Origin of the sequence: Conexibacter woesei DSM 14684 (assembly GCF_000025265.1) — a bacterium.
Taxonomy (GTDB): Bacteria; Actinomycetota; Thermoleophilia; order Solirubrobacterales; family Solirubrobacteraceae; genus Conexibacter; species Conexibacter woesei.
This window is the reverse complement of the sequence record NC_013739.1, coordinates 988,628-1,004,950: the sequence shown is the minus strand read 5'-3', so window position 1 is coordinate 1,004,950 and position 16,323 is coordinate 988,628. Positions and strand designations below refer to the sequence as shown.

15 protein-coding genes are annotated in these 16,323 nt (G+C 74.0%); 6 read left to right on the top strand and 9 right to left on the bottom strand.

Translation table 11 applies throughout. From position 1 onward, the window contains the following. Positions 1–60: 60 nt before the first annotated feature. From CWOE_RS04815 to CWOE_RS04795, 5 genes are all read right to left on the bottom strand, one after another. Positions 61–2,052: a hypothetical protein gene (locus tag CWOE_RS04815; RefSeq protein ID WP_012932449.1), complete on the bottom strand. Its 1,992-nt coding sequence runs from the start codon at positions 2,050–2,052 to the stop codon at positions 61–63. A 79-nt stretch (positions 2,053–2,131) separates the two neighbouring features. Beyond that, a complete protein-coding gene (locus CWOE_RS04810) occupies positions 2,132–2,659 on the bottom strand; it encodes a GNAT family N-acetyltransferase (RefSeq protein WP_012932448.1) in 528 nt (175 codons plus the stop codon). Positions 2,660–2,672: 13 nt separating this feature from the next. Next, positions 2,673–3,731, bottom strand: coding sequence for an acyl-CoA dehydrogenase family protein (locus CWOE_RS04805; protein ID WP_012932447.1), 1,059 nt, complete (start codon positions 3,729–3,731; stop codon positions 2,673–2,675). Between the two features lie 17 nt (positions 3,732–3,748). After that, complete coding sequence (locus tag CWOE_RS04800; protein ID WP_012932446.1) at positions 3,749–4,885, bottom strand: acyl-CoA dehydrogenase family protein; 1,137 nt, start codon at positions 4,883–4,885, stop codon at positions 3,749–3,751. Between the two features lie 18 nt (positions 4,886–4,903). After that, complete coding sequence (locus CWOE_RS04795) at positions 4,904–5,692, bottom strand: crotonase/enoyl-CoA hydratase family protein (RefSeq protein WP_012932445.1); 789 nt, start codon at positions 5,690–5,692, stop codon at positions 4,904–4,906. Between the two features lie 54 nt (positions 5,693–5,746). On the opposite strand from CWOE_RS04795, the gene CWOE_RS04790 reads away from it, so the two are divergent. The 3 genes from CWOE_RS04790 to CWOE_RS04780 all read left to right on the top strand — a co-directional run bounded on the left by CWOE_RS04790 (position 5,747) and on the right by CWOE_RS04780 (position 9,651). Next, entirely contained in the window at positions 5,747–6,646 is a 900-nt protein-coding gene (locus CWOE_RS04790; protein ID WP_012932444.1) for an acyl-CoA thioesterase, read from the top strand. 98 nt (positions 6,647–6,744) lie between these two features. Next, on the top strand, positions 6,745–9,060 hold the full coding sequence (locus tag CWOE_RS04785; RefSeq protein WP_041730112.1) for an OmpA family protein: 2,316 nt from the start codon (positions 6,745–6,747) through the stop codon (positions 9,058–9,060). Positions 9,061–9,069: 9 nt separating this feature from the next. Beyond that, a complete protein-coding gene (locus tag CWOE_RS04780) occupies positions 9,070–9,651 on the top strand; it encodes a DUF3105 domain-containing protein (RefSeq protein WP_012932442.1) in 582 nt (193 codons plus the stop codon). Here the strand turns inward: CWOE_RS04780 and CWOE_RS04775 are convergent. Both CWOE_RS04775 and CWOE_RS04770 read right to left on the bottom strand, forming a co-directional pair. After that, the gene (locus tag CWOE_RS04775) at positions 9,648–9,956 is read right to left on the bottom strand and encodes a hypothetical protein (RefSeq protein ID WP_012932441.1); all 309 of its coding nucleotides are present in this window, start codon (positions 9,954–9,956) and stop codon (positions 9,648–9,650) included. The genes CWOE_RS04780 and CWOE_RS04775 overlap by 4 nt on opposite strands. A 68-nt stretch (positions 9,957–10,024) precedes the next feature. Beyond that, complete coding sequence (locus CWOE_RS04770; RefSeq protein ID WP_012932440.1) at positions 10,025–10,684, bottom strand: sulfotransferase family protein; 660 nt, start codon at positions 10,682–10,684, stop codon at positions 10,025–10,027. Between the two features lie 104 nt (positions 10,685–10,788). On the opposite strand from CWOE_RS04770, the gene pyrF reads away from it, so the two are divergent. Further along, positions 10,789–11,868, top strand: coding sequence for an orotidine-5'-phosphate decarboxylase (gene pyrF / locus CWOE_RS04765; RefSeq protein ID WP_012932439.1), 1,080 nt, complete (start codon positions 10,789–10,791; stop codon positions 11,866–11,868). On the opposite strand, the gene CWOE_RS04760 is transcribed toward pyrF, so the two are convergent. Both CWOE_RS04760 and CWOE_RS04755 read right to left on the bottom strand, forming a co-directional pair. Beyond that, positions 11,798–13,738: a YhgE/Pip domain-containing protein gene (locus CWOE_RS04760; RefSeq protein WP_012932438.1), complete on the bottom strand. Its 1,941-nt coding sequence runs from the start codon at positions 13,736–13,738 to the stop codon at positions 11,798–11,800. The genes pyrF and CWOE_RS04760 overlap by 71 nt on opposite strands. Beyond that, the gene (locus CWOE_RS04755) at positions 13,739–14,380 is read right to left on the bottom strand and encodes an ABC transporter ATP-binding protein (protein ID WP_012932437.1); all 642 of its coding nucleotides are present in this window, start codon (positions 14,378–14,380) and stop codon (positions 13,739–13,741) included. 65 nt (positions 14,381–14,445) lie between these two features. On the opposite strand from CWOE_RS04755, the gene CWOE_RS04750 reads away from it, so the two are divergent. Together CWOE_RS04750 and CWOE_RS04745 are read left to right on the top strand one after the other, a co-directional pair. Further along, on the top strand, positions 14,446–15,684 hold the full coding sequence (locus CWOE_RS04750; RefSeq protein WP_012932436.1) for a cytochrome P450: 1,239 nt from the start codon (positions 14,446–14,448) through the stop codon (positions 15,682–15,684). A 10-nt stretch (positions 15,685–15,694) separates the two neighbouring features. Next, positions 15,695–16,120, top strand: a complete 426-nt coding sequence (locus tag CWOE_RS04745; protein ID WP_012932435.1) for a DUF6636 domain-containing protein — start codon at positions 15,695–15,697, stop codon at positions 16,118–16,120. Positions 16,121–16,323 lie beyond the last annotated feature (203 nt).

Sequence of the window (16,323 nt, the reverse complement as noted above, 5' to 3'; positions counted from 1 at the left end):
AGTCGCGCACGAGCACGACGGTGCGGCCGATGGTGTCGATCATCGGCCGCAGTCTGACGCCTACGGGACCGTCACCGTCGTGCTCACAGGCTGCGTTCTGGGCAGGTTGTCCGCCGCGAGCGAGACCGTGAGCCCCGGATAGCTCGTCCCCGCCGCCCCGTCGAACAGCAGCGTGAAGCGCGTGCCGATCTCCAGCGCGGTCGGCAGCATGCACGAGACCTGGCCGCCCTGGCCCTGCGGGGGCAGTCTGTCGCACAGCGCCACGAGGTCGCTCCGAGTCAGCGTGGGGCTGATGCCGGCCGTTGCGCCGACCGGCGTCAGCCCAGCCGGCAGCGTGCCGGAGATGCGCGGGCGTCGGAGCGGCAGCACGTCGGGGAGGTCGACGTGGTCGCTGTCGACCTCGACGCCGACTCTGCCGAGCGGGAGCACGAGGGCCGGCGCCAGCGTGAGCGTCGCGCCGGCCATGTCGCGGTAGACGCCCTGGGCCAGCTCCGTCTGGGCGGAACGCGTCGCCGTCGCGGCGGTCCACGTGGACGTCACGGCCGTCCACGTCGCCGCTTGGACGGGGTTCGTCCACATCCATTCCGGATATCTCCAGCTGATCTCCACCGGCGCGCTGCCGCTGACGGCGACCGCCGGCGTCGAGCAGGAGACGAGGCCCTCTGCGGTCCGCGTCGGTCTGAGCGTCTGCGAGCACCCGGCGCCGCTGATGAACTCACTGCCACGCGGCAGTGTGAGCGTCGCCGTTCCGGCTGCCGCCGAAGCCGACGGGGGGGCCGGTCTGGGCGTGAAGAGGATGCTCTCGGCGGGAATCGCCGGAGCTCTCGCGACCGTGAGATCGGCGGGCTGGCCGCTGACGCCGGGCGATATCCCGACCAGCCGGTCAGCGGCGAACGCGGGTCGCTCGGGGTAGTCGAAGCGCACGCGACCGTCTCTGAACAGCACCGCAGCGAACGTCACGCGCGCGCCGCCACCCACCGGATAGGCCTCCCAGCGGATCGCGACGCTGTCGCCGCCGGCCTGTCTGACGAGGACGATCCGGCCAGGCACCTGCCCAGGCGGCGGGACCAGCGTGAGGTCGGTGCGGAACGGAGCGATCGCGGCGAGGTTGTCGCCGAACGCTGTCGCGATCCCGCGGTAGTCGATGCTCGCATCCGCGCCGATCGGGCCGAACGCCGGGCTCGGGTCGGCCGCCGCGATCCAGCCGTTCGTCGAGACGGCGACTCTCGTCGTGCGCACACCGGCGAACGGGAACGCGAACGGCAGGTCGAGTGGGATGCTGCCGTTGTCGAAGCCGCCGGCCGGAGGCGCCAGGGCGCCGCCCGCCACGGGGGTCGGATCGCCGGTCGCGGCTCCCGCCGGCACGCTCGCACGGTCGTAGCCGGCCTGGCCGGGCACGCCCGCGCCGAGGCGCAGAACCGACCTGATCGTGTCGCCCGACGCAGCGAGGTTCCCGTCGGGTCGCCGGCCGGTCGACCACTCGACGTCGGAAGCGACCTGGAGCGTGAGCACCGGATTCCGGTCCGGCGGCAGGGCGTCGTCGTCTCTCGGGCGCGGCGGCTCGGGAGCGGGCGGCGTCGGGACCTTCGGCACGGGGGTGGGCAGCCAGAGCCGTCTCGTCCGCACGACGAGCTTGCGCGTCGCCTTCGCGCAGCGCGTTCTGCCGCCGGCTCGGACGCACGCGAACAGCGTGTAGGTGCCGGGGCGGATCGCCGGACGGAGGGCGGCGGTCAGCTTCGCCGTCCCGCGCCCGCCCGGCTTCAGGCGCGCCGTGCGGGCGCGGCCGAGCACGGGGTCGCGGCCGTCCCGGCGGGCGTCGACCGAGGTGTGGAAGGCGACCGACACCCGGCTGGTGCGCGTCGCCATGTTGCGGGCTCTTGCCGTGAGCACGACCTTGGCCCCGGGCACGACCGCAGCCTTCGGGCCGGTCACGCCGGCGATCGCAGCAACCGCCGGCACACGCTTCTTCGGCGCGGCGTGCGTTGTCGCGGGCACCACGGCGAGCGGCGCTGCGGTGGCGACGAGCGCCAACCATCTTCCTCTGTTCCCCATCGCCTGCTCCTGAGTCGCTGTCGATTCCGGCAACTGGCTGCACGCACCCCGCAATGGAGCGCCGCTGCGCCAGAATACCTCAGATCGGCAGCTCGAGCACCAGTTGCGGACCGCCGCCCGGCCGCTGATAGCGGGCGCCGGTGTCGACGAAGCCGGCGCGCGTGTAGGTGCGCTGCGCGTGCTCGTTCTCGACGTTGACCGTCAGCACGAGGCGGGTGACGGTCGGGTCGAGCGCGCGCACGAACCCCGGCAGCAGCGCGAGCGCACGCCGCGCAACTCCACGGCCCTGGAACGTCGCGTCGACGAAGAAGGCGCGGATCAGCAGTTCTCCGTGCGGCCGCACGAAGCGGCCGGCGCTGACGCCGCCGTGCAGCACGAGGAAGCCGGCCGGGCGCCCGTCGAGCAGGATCGCGACCGGGCGCTGAGCCGGATCCCGCTCGGCCGGCCCGAGCGTGTCGCCCGGCACGCCCGACCAGCGCCGCTGCGGCGGATGCGGGGCGAGCGCGAGCACCTGCGCTCTCAGCGCGGGATCGACGACGACGAGCGTGACCTCGCCCCCGGGCGCCGCGCCGGCCGTCAGCTCGCTGCCGTCGACGGTCCCGACCACAGCCCGTGCGCTCCTAGGCGGCGGGGGCCGGCGTCGGGGTGGCGGCGCGGGAGCCCTCCGCGGCCAGCCGCGCGATCCGCGCGCGGTGCCACGCGGCCGGCGCCAGCAGCGCGGCGTCGAGCTGCGCGCGCTTGTAGAGCCAGTGCACGTCGGCCTCCCACGTGAAGCCGATCCCGCCGTGCAGCTGGATCGCCGCCGCCGTCACGTGGCGACCGGCGTCGGCGGCAGCCGCCTTCGCCAGCGACGCGCCGCGCGCGAGCGAGGCCGGCTCCGCGTCTGCCGCCCAGGCGGCGAAGTACGTCGCCGAGCGGGCGCCCTCGGTCTCCAGCAGCATCTGCGCCGCGCGGTGCGAGACCGCCTGGAACGCACCGACCGGGGTGCCGAACTGCCTGCGCTCCTTCACGTAGGCGACCGTCAGCTCCAGCGCCCGCTGCGCGATCCCCGTCAGCTCTGCCGCAAGCGCGATCTCGGCGCGGTCGAGGCCGTCCGCGACCGCTCCGGCGAGCGGCTCCCCGGCCGCCTCGCCGCCGCCGGCGACGACGACGCGCGCGTACCGCCGTGTCGGGTCGATCGTCGCGCGCGGCTGCACCGCGACGCCCCCGCCGCGGGCGTCGTGCACGACCGCGCGACCATCCTCAACGAGGACGATCCAGCGCGCGCTGTCGGCGTCCGGCACCAGCTCCGCGACGCCGTCGCGCGCGAGCGCGAGCGTCGCGGTCTCCCGCCCGCTCGCGATCCCCGGCAGCAGCGCGTCGCGCTGCTGCTGCGACCCGGCCGCGCCGATCAGCAGGCCGGCGGCGGCGTTCGAGAGGAAGCGGGAGGGCGTGACGGCGTAACCCAGCTCCTCCAGCAGGATCGTCAGCTCCAGCACCCCGAGCCCTTGCCCGCCGTACGACTCCGGCAGCGCGATCCCGGTCCACCCGAGCGCGACCAGCTCGTCCCACAGCGCGGCGTCGTAGGCACCGTCGCCCTCGGCGACCGCGCGCACCCGCTCGAACCCCGAGCGCGCGCTCAGCAGCTCTCTCGCGGTGCGTTTGATCTCGCGCTGGTCGTCGGTGAAGTCGAAGTGCATCGGCGTCAGCTCCCCGCTCAGCGCAGCCGCGGCAGGCCGAGCACGCGCTCGGCGACGATGTTCTTGAGGATCTCGGTCGTGCCGCCCTCGATCGAGTTGCCGCGGGCGCGCAGCAGCTCGAACGACCAGCGCGAGTCGGTCGCGAGCGCCTCCGGTCCCAGCAGCTCGACGGCCAGCTCGGTCGCGCGCTGGTTGGTGTCCGACCACATCCACTTCGTCAGCGAGCCCTCCGGCCCCGGCTGGCCGTACTTCATCTGCGCCGTCAGGCCGCGGTAGGCGGTCAGCCGCAGGATCTCGGCCCGTACGTGCAGGTCGCCGAGCCGCTCGGCGACCGAGCCGTCGTCCAGCAGGCCGCGTGCGGCGGCGATCTCGGTCAGCTCGTCGAGCAGCACCTTGAGCGCGACCTGGAGGCCGAACGCGAGCCCGGCGCGCTCGTTCATCAGCGTCGTCAGCGCAACCTTCCAGCCGTTGCCGACGCCGCCGACGACGTTCTCGTCGGGGACGAACGCCTCCTCCAGGAACAGCTCGTTGAACTCGGCCGCGCCGGTGATCTGGCGCAGCGGGCGGACCTGCACCTGCGGCTGGTCCATGTCCATCAGGAAGTACGTCAAGCCCTTGTGCTTCGCCGCCTCGGGATCCGAGCGGGCGACGAGCATGCACCACTTCGCGCTGTGGGCGAAGCTCGTCCAGACCTTCTGGCCGGTGATCCGCCAGCCGCCGTCGACCTTCACCGCGCGCGTCTTGAGCGCTGCGAGGTCGGAGCCGGCGTCGGGCTCGGAGAACCCCTGGCACCAGATCTCCTCGGCGGTCACGATCGGCGGCAGGTAGCGCTCCTTCTGCTCCGGCGTGCCGTGGACCATCAGCGTCGGCCCGCCGAGCGCGAGCCCGAGCACGTTCGCCGGGTACGGCACGCGAGCGCGCGCCAACTCCTCGTTGAAGATCGCCGACTCGACCAGCGTCGCGCCGCGGCCGCCGTACTCGCGCGGCCACTGCACCGCCGCCCAGCCGCCGCCCGCCAGCTCGCGCTGCCAGGCGACCCGCCAGGCGAACGACTCGTCCTCCCCCGCGGGCGCCTCGCCGGGGTGGTGCGCGGCGATCCACGCGCGCAGCTCGTCCCGGAACGCCGTCTCCGCGTCGGAGAAGGTGAGGTCCATGGCGGGCGCCTACCCGCGCTACCGCCCGGCGAACCTCGCCGCGCGGCGCTCGACGAACGAAGCCAGTCCCTCGGCGCCGTCGTCGCTGCGCATCAACGGGAGCGCCGCCGGCTGGAGGCCGATCGCCGCCTCGCGCTCGGCGAACGGGATCGCCGCCTGCGCCGAGGCGAGCGTCGCGCGCACGCCGAGCGGCGCAGCGACGGTCGCGATCCGCTCGGCCAGCTCGATCGCGCGCTCGAGCTGATGGCCAGGCTCGACGACCTCCTGCACGAGCCCGATCCGGTGAGCCTCGGCGGCGTCGAACTCGTCACCCGTCAGCAACCAGCGCATCGCGTTGCCCCAGCCGGCCTCGCGCGGCATCCGCAGCGTCGCGCCGCAGAACGGGTAGATGCCGCGTTGCACCTCCAGCTGCATGAAGCGCGTGTCCGACGCCGCGACGCGGATGTCGGAGGCGAGCATCAGCTCGATCCCGATCGTCAGGCACCAGCCGCCGACGGCCGCGACGAGCGGGGTCGTGTACGGCGCGCCGTCCAGGCGCCACGGCTGGCGCCCGCCTTCCGGAGTGCGCAGGTGGCCGTTGGCCTGCAGCTCCGGCGCGACGTCGCCGAGGTCGAGGCCGGCGGTGAAGTGGTCGCCGTGCGCGAACAGCACGCCGGCCCAGAGGTCGGGATCGGACTCCAGCTCGCCGACGGCGAGCGCCAGCTCGTCGAGCATCCGGAGCGTGAACGCGTTGCGCTTGTGCGGGCGGTTCAGCCCGATCAGGAAGACGTTGCCGCGCCGCTCGGTGGTGATCGTCGTCTCGCTCATCCCGCCTCCGGTCACTGGACTAGGACGGCCATCCTAGTGCTAGCGTCCCGGGCCATGAGCAGCTTCGGAGAGGCCGAGACCCCGCCCCGCTCGTTCGACGCCGCTACCGCCGTGCAGCCGCTCGGCGACGGCCGCTTCGCCGCCGACGTCGACCTCGGCTGGGCCGCGCCGACGGCGGCCAACGGCGGCTACCTCGCCGCGATCGTCGTCCGCGCGCTGCTGGCGCACGCCGACCCTGCCGGCGAGCTGCGGCTGCGCTCGCTGACGCTCCACTACCTGCGCCCGGCCGGCGCGGGCGAGCTGGAGCTGCTCGTCGAGACGGTGCGCAGCGGGCGGCGCATCACGACCGTGCGCGTCAGCGCCTCCCAGGCCGGTCGCGACGTGCTCGCCGGGCTGGCCGCGCTCGCCGTGCCCGACCTGCCCGCCGCCGGCACGTGGCTGCCGGCGCCGCCCGCGGCCGCCCCGGCGCCGCCGCGCGAGGCGCCGCGCCTGGCGCCCGCCGACTGGCGCCGCGACGACGACGCGCACTGGCTTCAGGTGAACGAGTCCGCACCCGCGATCTCCCACCGCGTCCAGCTCGCGCCCCGCTTCGGCGGCATCCCGTTCAGCGGACGCGCGCCCCGCGAGGGCGAGTCGCCGCAGGCCGGCGGCTGGATCACGCTGCCCGCGCCGCACGCGGTCGACGCCGCCTACGTCGCGCTGTGCTCCGACGTCTGGTGGCCGCCCGGCTTCGAGCCGCTCGACCGGCCCGCGGTCGCGCCGACGATCGACCTGACGATCCACTTCCGCGCCGACATACCGCCCGCCGGCCTGCCCGACCAGGCGGTGCTCGGCTGGTACCGCAGCTCGACCGCGCAGGACGGGCTGGTGGAGGAGGACGGGCTGCTGTTCCTCGGCGACGGCACGCTGCTCGCGCACTCGCGGCAGCTCGCGATCTTCATGCCGCTCGACTGACTCAAGCCCGCCGCATCCCCGGCCGATCACGGGAGGAACCATCCCCCCGTGGTTCGCGCGATCAGGCACGGTCGCCGAGCTAGAACAGAAGGTCTCAGTTGTCCCATCCACTTCGCGCGCGCCGTGCTCGGCGCGCGCTCATCGCGTGCGCCGCGACGCTCGTCGCCGCACCGCTGGCAGCGACTGCGCCAGCCTCCGCCGCTCACCTGCAGGGCGGCTTCTTCACCGCGAGCGTCACTGCCGACGGCAGGCTGCACGGCACGATGACCTACCTGGAGGTCTACGGCTGCCCCAGCGGCGTCGGCTCGCAGAAGAATCTCGACTTCAACGTCGAGTCGCCCACCGGCGAGAGCGCGCCGGTGCAGGTCGATGCCGTCGCGACCCGCTGCCTGCCCAACTCGGCCACGTACGCCGGTGAGTTCGACGTCCCGCTCGACACGATCACCTTCCCGACCGACGGCGCCCCCGACGGCAGATACGTGCTGCGCTGGCGGAACGGCAACCGCATCGCCGGGATCGTCAACCTCGCCAACTCCGACAACGGATACGTCCAGTTCGAGGCGCAGGTGCGCAAGGTCACCGGGCAGGCGACCGCCGCGCCGTTCCTCGGCTCCGACGTCGTCACCGGCATCGGCAGAGGCTCGCTCTACTCGCAGAACCTCAACGCCTCCGACGCCGACGGCGGCACGCTGACATACGCGACGCGGCTCAAGCCCGAAGACCCCGACGCCGCCGACGCCGACGTCGTCACGCTCGACCAGACGGGCCAGGTGACGATCCCCGCCGCGACGACGAGCACGTTCGCCGCCGGCGCCCACTACATCTACAAGGCGCGCGTCACCGACTCGCAGGGCGACTACGCCGAGCGCGACGTGCTGATGCGCGTCGCCCCGGACGGCGCGCTCGCGCCGACGATCGACGGCCTCTCCACCGAGCCGTACGAGGTCGAGCCGGGCCAGACGCGCACGATCGAGTTCTCCGCCTCCGACGGCAACGCCGCCGACACCGTCGCGATCTCCGCCTCCGGTCTGCCCGCGTGGGCGACGCTCGAGACGACGCCGGGCAACCCGGCGAGAGCGACGCTCAGACTGGCGCCGCCGGCCGGGCTCGCGCCCGGCACGTACGGCATCAACTTCGACGCCGTCGACGACGAGGCGACGACGCCGCTGACCGGCACCTTCCGCATCGGCGTCGCCGTGCGCGCCTCGGCGCCGGCCGCGCCGACGTACGTCTCGGCGCCGGCCGCGCACGCCGCGACCGCGACGTTCGCGTTCACGGGCGTTCCGAGCGCGACGTTCGAGTGCCAGCTCGACGGCGGCGCCTGGACCGCTTGCACCAGCCCCTACACGCCGACCGGCCTCGCCGACGGCACGCACACGCTGAGAGTGCGCCAGTCGACGCTGGGCAGCATGCCGTCCTCCCCCGCAACGCACACCTGGACGCTCGACACGAAGGCGCCGGCGGCGCCGGCCGTCCAGTCCGGGCCCGGTGCGACGAGCGGCACGACCGCGACGTTCGCGTTCGCCGGCGAGGCCGGCGCGACGTTCAGCTGCCGCATCGACGGCGGCGCCTGGGCGCCGTGCGCGAGCCCGGTGAGATTCACTGGACTCAGCGCGGGCAGCCACACGTTCGAGGTGCGCCAGAGCGATCTGGCCGGCAACGTCTCGCAGGTGCAGGTCGTGCGCTTCACGCTCGGCGCTGACCAGCCGAGAGCGCCCGCGCCGCGCGCGCCGGTGAAGCCGGCCGTCAGAGTCGCGCTCGGCGAGAGCATCGCGACGGGGCTCGGCGGCACCGGCACGACCGTCGGCTGCAAGGTCACCGGCGCGGTCGTCGACCAGTGCGTCGTCACGGTCTACGCCAAGGTCACCGTCGACGGGAAGACGAAGCTCGTCGCGATCGGCAGCGGGCGCCTGACCGGCAGAGGCGCTTCGCGCACCGTCGTCGGCGTCAAGCTGAACGCCCGCGGACGCCAGCTCGTCGACCGCATCGGCGGCGTCAGAGCGGTCTTCAAGATCAAGGCGACCACGAAGGGCGGCACCGTGCTGAGAGCGACGCGCGTCGCACGGCTGCTGCCGGCGCGCACGATCGTGATCCCCTCCGACGGCCAGTTCCGCGTCGGCGACGACACCCTGCTCGCGCAGGGCCGCCGCTATGCCCGCGCGATCGCGCCGCAGCTGAAGGGTGTCAAGCGGGTCACGTGCACCGGGCACACCGACTCCGACGGCGGCGTCGTCGCCAACCGCGCGCTCGGGCTCGCCCGCGCGAAGGCGGTCTGCGCGGAGCTGCGCCGACTGGGCGTGAAGGCGCCGCTGCGGACGCGCAGCGCCGGCGAGAGCCGCCCGCGCGCGACCAACGACACCGCGCAGGGACGCAGGCTGAACCGCCGCGTCGAGCTGACGCTCTCCTACCGCTAGGCGCGCGCGATGGGTCTGCGCACCGATCGCGACGGCGTGGACCGCGACGGCGCGGCGGGGATCTCCCGCCGCGCCGTCTGCGCGCTCGCCGCGTTCGTCGTCGGAACGTTCGCCATCTGCGCGCTCGTCTTCGGGCTCGGCTCCTCCGGCCCGGCGCCGGCGGCGGCAGGGATCCACGACGGCTGCCGCGAGAGCGACCTGCGCTTCACGGTCACCAACGACCAGCGCGAGGTCGACCGCCAGCATGCGTTCGAGCGACGCCTGCTCGCCGCGAAGGCGCAGCTCCCGCAGCCGCGCTTCCACACCGAGCCGGTCGACCCGACCGCCTCGCTGCACTCCGCCTCGCACGGCTTCGTCGTGGCGTACTACCGCGACGACGTGGCCGCCGGCGACCTCGGCGACCTGCGAGCGCTGCAGGCGCTCGCGAACGAGCAGAAGGTGCCGTTGCTGACGGCGCCCCGCGTGCAGCGCGCAGCGCTGGTCGCGGTCCGGTCCGGCATCGAGATGACGTGCTCGGAGGCCGGCGCCGAGCAGGTCGCGCAGCTGCGGCGGTTCACCGCCGAGCTGTACAGATCGCTGGCGGAGGGCTAGCTCTCCGCCTCGGGATCCTCGTCCTGCTCGGGGTCGACCTCGGCGGCGACGTCGGTCACGACTCTGCGGACAGGGACGCGCGCGGCGACGGCGTCGCGGCGACGGCGCACCGCGCCGGCCGCGCCGCCGATCACGCTGCGCTCGACCGGCGACATCGACGGCCAGCGCTCGCGCAGATCGTCGAGCAGGTCGTCGGCACGGTCGAGCGCGTCGCGGGCGGCCTGCGGCATCTCGTCCTCGAGCGCGGTCTCGGCCGCCGACACCTCGACCCCGGCGTCGGCGGTGAGCTTCAACAGCTGGTCCATGCGGCGGAGGGTACCGCCCCCGCAGGCGCCCGCCCGGACGCTGCCGCCCGGGCGTGCGCCGCCTGCCGCTACGCCAGCGCCGGCAGCCCGAACTCGACGCGGAAGTCGTTCGTGTCGTGCAGCCGCGGGAACGGCGTCGGCGGCGCCGCGACGCCGAGCATGTCCGCCAGCGGCTGCCAGCCGTCGCCGATGCTCCAGACCGTCAGCCGCTCGGCCGGGACGGTCGCGCGGATCTCCTCGATCCGCTCGTCGTACATCGTCCGCATCCACGCGCGATCCTCGAATCTGCCCTGGAAGTCGCCCTCCCAGATCAGCCGCTCGATCACGCCCCACAGCTCCGGCGCCGGCTCCTCGCGGTTGGCGTCCGGCTCCAGCTCGCCCGCCTGCGCGGCGAGCTTGACCGCGCGTATCGTGTTCGCGCAGCTGGCGTACCAGCCGTCGAACTCGCGCACGTTGAGCAGCACGGGCGCGTCCGGGAACGCGGCGACCAGCTCGCGCCACTTCGACGCCGCCGGCCAGTCGACCGTCGCGTTCCAGCCGTCGAAGACCTCGTTCCAGTCGACCGGCTCGCCGTCGGCGATCCGCACCCAGTAGGGCAGGTCGCGCACCTTCCGCTCGCCCATGATCAGATCGATCATGTGGAAGCACGGTCCGGCGCCGAGATCCGCGAGCGCCTGCTTGAGCGACATCGTGCCGGTGCGGCCGAAGCCGACTCCGATCACCTTCATCTCAACCTCCGGGGCACGTCGTGACGGGGGACGAGCGGACCCTATCGACCGTCCGGAAACGGGTGCGAAGGTTGGCGCGTCGCGGGCACTAGACTCGCCGGTCGATGGCCGCCGACCACTTCGCCGATCGCCTCGTCGCCCGCATCGAGGCGACCCGCAGCCTGCTCGTCGTCGGCCTCGACCCGGAGCTGCGCCAGCTGCCGCCCGAGCTGCTCGACGGCGTCGAGGACCTCGCCGGCGCGGCCGCCGCCGCGGCGCGCTTCTGCCGCGCGGTGATCGACGGCGTCGCCGGCGTCGCGCCCGCGGTCAAGCCGCAGTCGGCCTTCTTCGAGGCGTTCGGCGCCGCCGGGCTGCACGCGCTGGAGGAGGTCACCGCCCACGCGCGCGCGGCCGGCCTGCTCGTCGTCGAGGACTCCAAGCGCGGCGACATCGGCTCGACGATGGCCGCGTACGCGACCGCGGCGCTCGGCCGGCTGCAGATCGGCGAGCGGGAGCTGCCCGTCCACGACAGCGACGCCGTCACACTCAGCCCCTACCTCGGCCCCGAGTCGCTGCAGCCGATGCTCGACGCCGCCGACGCCTACGGCAAGGGCCTGTTCGTGCTCGTGCGCACGAGCAACCCCGGCTCCGCGCGCGTGCAGGGCTTGGAGACGCCGGACGGCCGCGTCTTCGAGCAGGTCGCGAAGCTGATCGACGAGCTGGGCGCCGAGCGCCGCGGCGCGTGCGGCTACTCCAACGTCGGCGCCGTCGCCGGGCTCACCTACCCCGACGACGCGCGCGTGCTGCGCGCGCTGATGCCGCACACGTTCCTGCTCGTGCCGGGCCTCGGCGCGCAGGGCGGCGCGCCGGACGACTTTCCGCTGTTCGTCAACGACGACGGGGCTCGGCGCCGTCGCCGCCGCCTCGCGCGCGGTCGCCGGCGGCTGGAGAACGCACGCGGACGCGGCAGGTGCCGGAGCGACGGTCGACGCGCAGATCCGCGACGGCGCGCGCGCCGTCGCGAGCGAGCTGACCGCCGTGCTGCGCGAGCCGCTCGCGCGCGCCGGCCGCTGGCGCTGGTAGCGCGCGCCGCCGCTCTCGCCCGCACGCGCCGCTGCGGCGCGCCAGTAGCGGCTACAGCTCCAGCTCGGGCTTCAGCCGCGCGATCGTCCAGACGCGCTGGCGGTGGACCGTCCAGGTCGTGATCGCGAGCGCCGCCACGAGCAGGCCGACGAGCACGAGCACGCTCGTGACCAGGTGCGACGTCTGCCCGCCGGAGATCGTCACGCGGAACCCGTCGATCGTGTAGGTCATCGGCAGGAACGGATGGATCGCCTGCAGCACGCCGGGCGCGGTCTCGATCGGGTAGATGCCGCCCGACGCGGCGAGCTGGAGCACGAGCAGCACGAGCGAGACCGCGTCGCCGACGACGCCGAGCGCGAGCCGCAGGCAGTGGTCGATCGCGACGAACGTCATCGCCGCGAGCAGCATCAGGCCGATCGTCTGCAACGGCTCTATCGGGTCGAGCCCGAGACCGACGTCGACGACGGCGTAGAGGATCAGCGCCGCGACCATCCCGAGCCCGGCCGCCGGCAGCCACGCGCCGAGCGCGACGGTCGCGGCCGGCAGCCGGCTCGCGAGCGCCTCGCCGGCGACGGGACGAAGCATCAGGTACGCGATCAGGCCGAAGACCCACAGCGCGATCGAGAGGAAGAACGGCGCCATCCCGCGGCCGTAGACGCCCGCCGGGTGCGCGTTGGACGACGACAGCTGGACCGGGTTGGCGATCGTCTCGGCCTGCGCGGAGCGGTCCGCGGGGTCGCTCGCCGGGACTCTGTCGCGGGCTCCTCTCAGCCCCTTCGCCAATCTGCCGGCGCCGTCCTGCAGCTGTCTGGCGCCGGGCGGGAGTCTCTGCGCGCCGTCCGCAGCGGTCGCGAGGCCGCTGCTGAGCTGCGCGGCGCCGTCGGCGACCTGCGCGGCGCCGCGCGCGAGTCTGTCGACGTCGTCGCGGCCCTGCTGGACCTGCGCCTTCAGCGCGTCGCTGCGGCCCGACGCGCCCTGCGCCTGCTGCGCGAGCGTGCCGAGCCGGTCGGCGGCGTCCTGCGCGTCGGTCGCGACCTGACCGGTCTGCTGCGCGGCGTCGGCGGTCAGCCGTTGCAGCTCCTGGAAGGCGGGGTCGTCCGCAACGCTCGGGGCTGCCTGCGCCAGCTGCTGGACCTGCTGCTCGATTCTCGCGGACAGCTCGCCCGCTCCTCTCGCGCCGCCCGCGAGCTGATCGGCGACGTCGGCCGCGTCGCCCGCCACGCCCGCGACGCCGTCGAGCCGGTCGAGGCCGTTGGAGACCGCTCCCGCGGCGCTGTCGACGACGCCCGCGAGCTGCTGGTTGCCGTCGCGCACCTGCGCGCTGCCGCTCTTCAGTCTGCGCGCCCCTGCGCTCAACTGGTCCAACCCGTCGGACAGTCTGGTCGAACCAGCGTGCAGCTCGCCGGCACCCTGCTCCAGCTCGGCAGCGCCTCTGGCGCCGCGCGCGAGCCCTCTGCGGACCTGCTCGAAGCCGCCCAGCGCGACCTCCACGTAGGTCGCGTAGGCGGCCGCGTTGACCTGGTTCTGGATCGTCGACTCGACCGTCTTGGCGATGATCGAGACGATGTAGCCGTTCGCGTCGTCGAGCCGGATCAGCAGTCTGGCGCGCTCGGGCGAGCCGGTCGCCGGGCTCGCGAGCTTGCGGCTGAAGTCGCGCGGGACGGTGATGATCATCAGGTAGCGGCCCGACTTCAGGCCGTCCTGCGCGTCGGCCGCGTCGGTGAAGCGCCAGCCCAGCTCTCTCTGCGCTCTCAGCTGCGTGACGAACTCGGCGCCGGCGTCGACTCTTCTGCCGTCGACCGTCGTCGGCTCGTCCTCGTCGACGACCGCGACCGGGATCTCGTCCGCCTTGCCGTACGGATCCCAGTTGGACCACAGGTAGAGCGAGCCGTAGAGCGTCGGGACGACGAGCAGGAACGCGAGGCCCATCAGCGGGAGGCGGCCGCGGAAGCGGCGCAGCTCCGACAGCGCGAGGCGGAACGGCGCGAGCACTCAGCCCTCCAGGCTCACGATCGCGTCGGCGGCGCCGCTCGCGGCGGCAGGGTCGGTGGTCGTCGCCAGCACGGTCGTGCCGCGGTCGGCGAGCCCGCGCAGCACCTGCCAGATCTCGCGCTCGGCGGCCGTCGGGGCGCCGCGGTCGACGTCGTCGACGACGGCGGCCGGCGGCCCCTCGAACCACGCGAGCGCGATCGCCAGGCGCGTGCGCTGCGCCGGCGCAAGCGACTCGACGGGGTCGTCTCCGCCCGCGGTCACGCCGCACGCGTCGAGCGTCGCGGCGGCCTCGCGCGCGTCGACGCGATGGCCGCGCAGCACCTCCTGCAGGTCGATCGCCTCCTGCACGCGCCAGCGGTCCTGCAGCTCGACGGCGCCGGTCGCGCGGGCGACGGTGACGAGCCGCCGCACGGCGGCCGCCTCCGCCGGCAGCGGGTTCCCGCCGACGCTGGCGCTCCCGTGCGCGGGGCGCATACGGCCGGCGAGCGTCAGCAGCAGCGACGTGCGGCCGCTGCCGCCGCGACCGCAGATCGCGACGAGCTGGCCCGGCTGCGCGGCGAAGCTGACGCCGGCGAAGACCGCTCCGCGCGCGCCGTCCACGCCCAGCCCGTCCGCCTCGATCGCCACGCCCCGCGCCGCCATGACCGGGTTCCTACCCGCGCGGCGGGTGCTTGCCACGGGATAGGGTGGGACCGGGAACCGGTCCGATGCCGACGCCGCTGACAGCTCTCGACCTGCCGTCGCTCGACTACACCGACGCGGCGCTCCACGGCCCGCGCTTCCACGCGACGATGGCGGAACTGCGCGCGCACGGCTGGCTGGCGAACACGCCGCTCGGCGTCGTCGTGCTCGAGCGCGAGGCGGCGAGCTTCTTCCTGCGCACGCGCAGCGCGGAGTTCCCCGGGATGAAGATCGCGGAGCTGTTCGCGGTCGAGGAAGGACCGCTGCTGGAGGAGATGCGGCGCAACATCCTGCACCTGAACGGCGCGCAGCACGCGCGTCTGCGCGGGCTCGTCAACCCCGCCTTCACGCCGCGCGCGGTCGAGCGCTGGCGACCGGCGATGCGGGCGTTCCTCGCCTCGGTGTGGGACGAGGTCGTGGGCTCCGACCGGAGCAGCGCGTGCGAGTTCGTCGGCGCGTTCGCGAAGCCGTATCCGTCGCTGACGATCGCGACCGTGATGGGCGCGCCGCTCGACGACGCGCCGCGGCTGCACGAATGGTCGAACTGGATCCAGCGGCAGTTCGACCCGCCGGTGCTGATGGCCGAGCGCGCGCGGATCGAGCGGGCGGTCGCCGAGTTCTACGACTACGCGGGCGCGCTGCTGGAGGCGCGCCGCGCCGACCCGGGCGACGACCTGATCTCGCAGCTGATCGCGGCCGAGCAGGATGGCGACCGGCTGTCGGACGTCGAGCTGGTCAACCTGGTGCTGAACGTGCTGATCGGCGGCGTCGACACGACGCAGAGCCAGCTCGCGCACACGCTGCGACTGCTCGCCGAGCGGCCGTCGCAGTGGGCGGCGCTGCGCGCGGACCCGGCCGGCCTCGCGGGTGCGGCCGTCGAGGAGGCGCTGCGCTACGAGCCGATCACGCCGTTCACCGCGCGGATCCTCGTCGAGGAGGTCGAGTACCGCGACGTGACGTTCCCGCGCGACACCGTCGTGCTCGTCTCGTCGTTCGCGGCCAACCGCGACGACGTGCCCGACGGCGACCGCTTCGACATCACCCGCGACGGCGACGCCGCCCCGAGACCGCTGACGTTCGGCGCCGGCGTCCACTACTGCCTCGGCGCGAACCTCGCGCGCGCCGAGCTGCAGGAGGCGCTGACGTTCCTCGCCGAGCGGATCGAGACGCTCGCGCTCGACGGCGAGCCGCGCTTCGAGGGCGTGCAGGGCGTCTACGGCCTGGCGGCGCTGCCACTGCGCTTCACCGTCGCAGACGCTGGGTAGGCCCCCGCCGATGCGCCACCTCGGGATCGCCCTCGCCTGCGCCGCCGCGCTCTGCGCCGCCGCGCTTCTGCCGGCCGCCGCGACCGCCGCCGGCGGCTTTCAGACGTTCACGACGCCGTCGGGCAACATCGGCTGCGCGATGGACCGCCAGTTCGCTCGCTGCGACGTCTGGAGACACAGCTGGAAGGCGCCGCCGAAGCCGCGCACGTGCCGGCTCGACTGGGGCCAGGGGATGTACGTCTTCACGAGAGGCCGCGGCCGCTTCGTCTGCGCCGGCGACACGACGATAAACCCGAGAGCTGCCGTGCTCGGCTACGGCAGATCCCGCAGAGCCGGCCGCTTCACCTGCACCAGCCGCAGAAGCGGGATGACATGCAGCCACTCCGGCAGCGGCCACGGCTTCACCGTCTCGCGGACGAGCTACCGGGCGTTCTGAGCAAGAACTGCGCGTTCTGAGCACGAACCACACGCTCTGAGCCAGGAGCGCCGCCGCGCCAGGTTGGCGCGCCCGAGGGCAGTCATACCGTTTTCTAGCTTGTTTTCGCCAGATATTCCGGTCAGGTTCGCTCGTCGCCCGACGGATCCGCGTCGGCTTGAACCGGCAGGGAGATACGGTATGCCACGCAGACTCACCGTCGT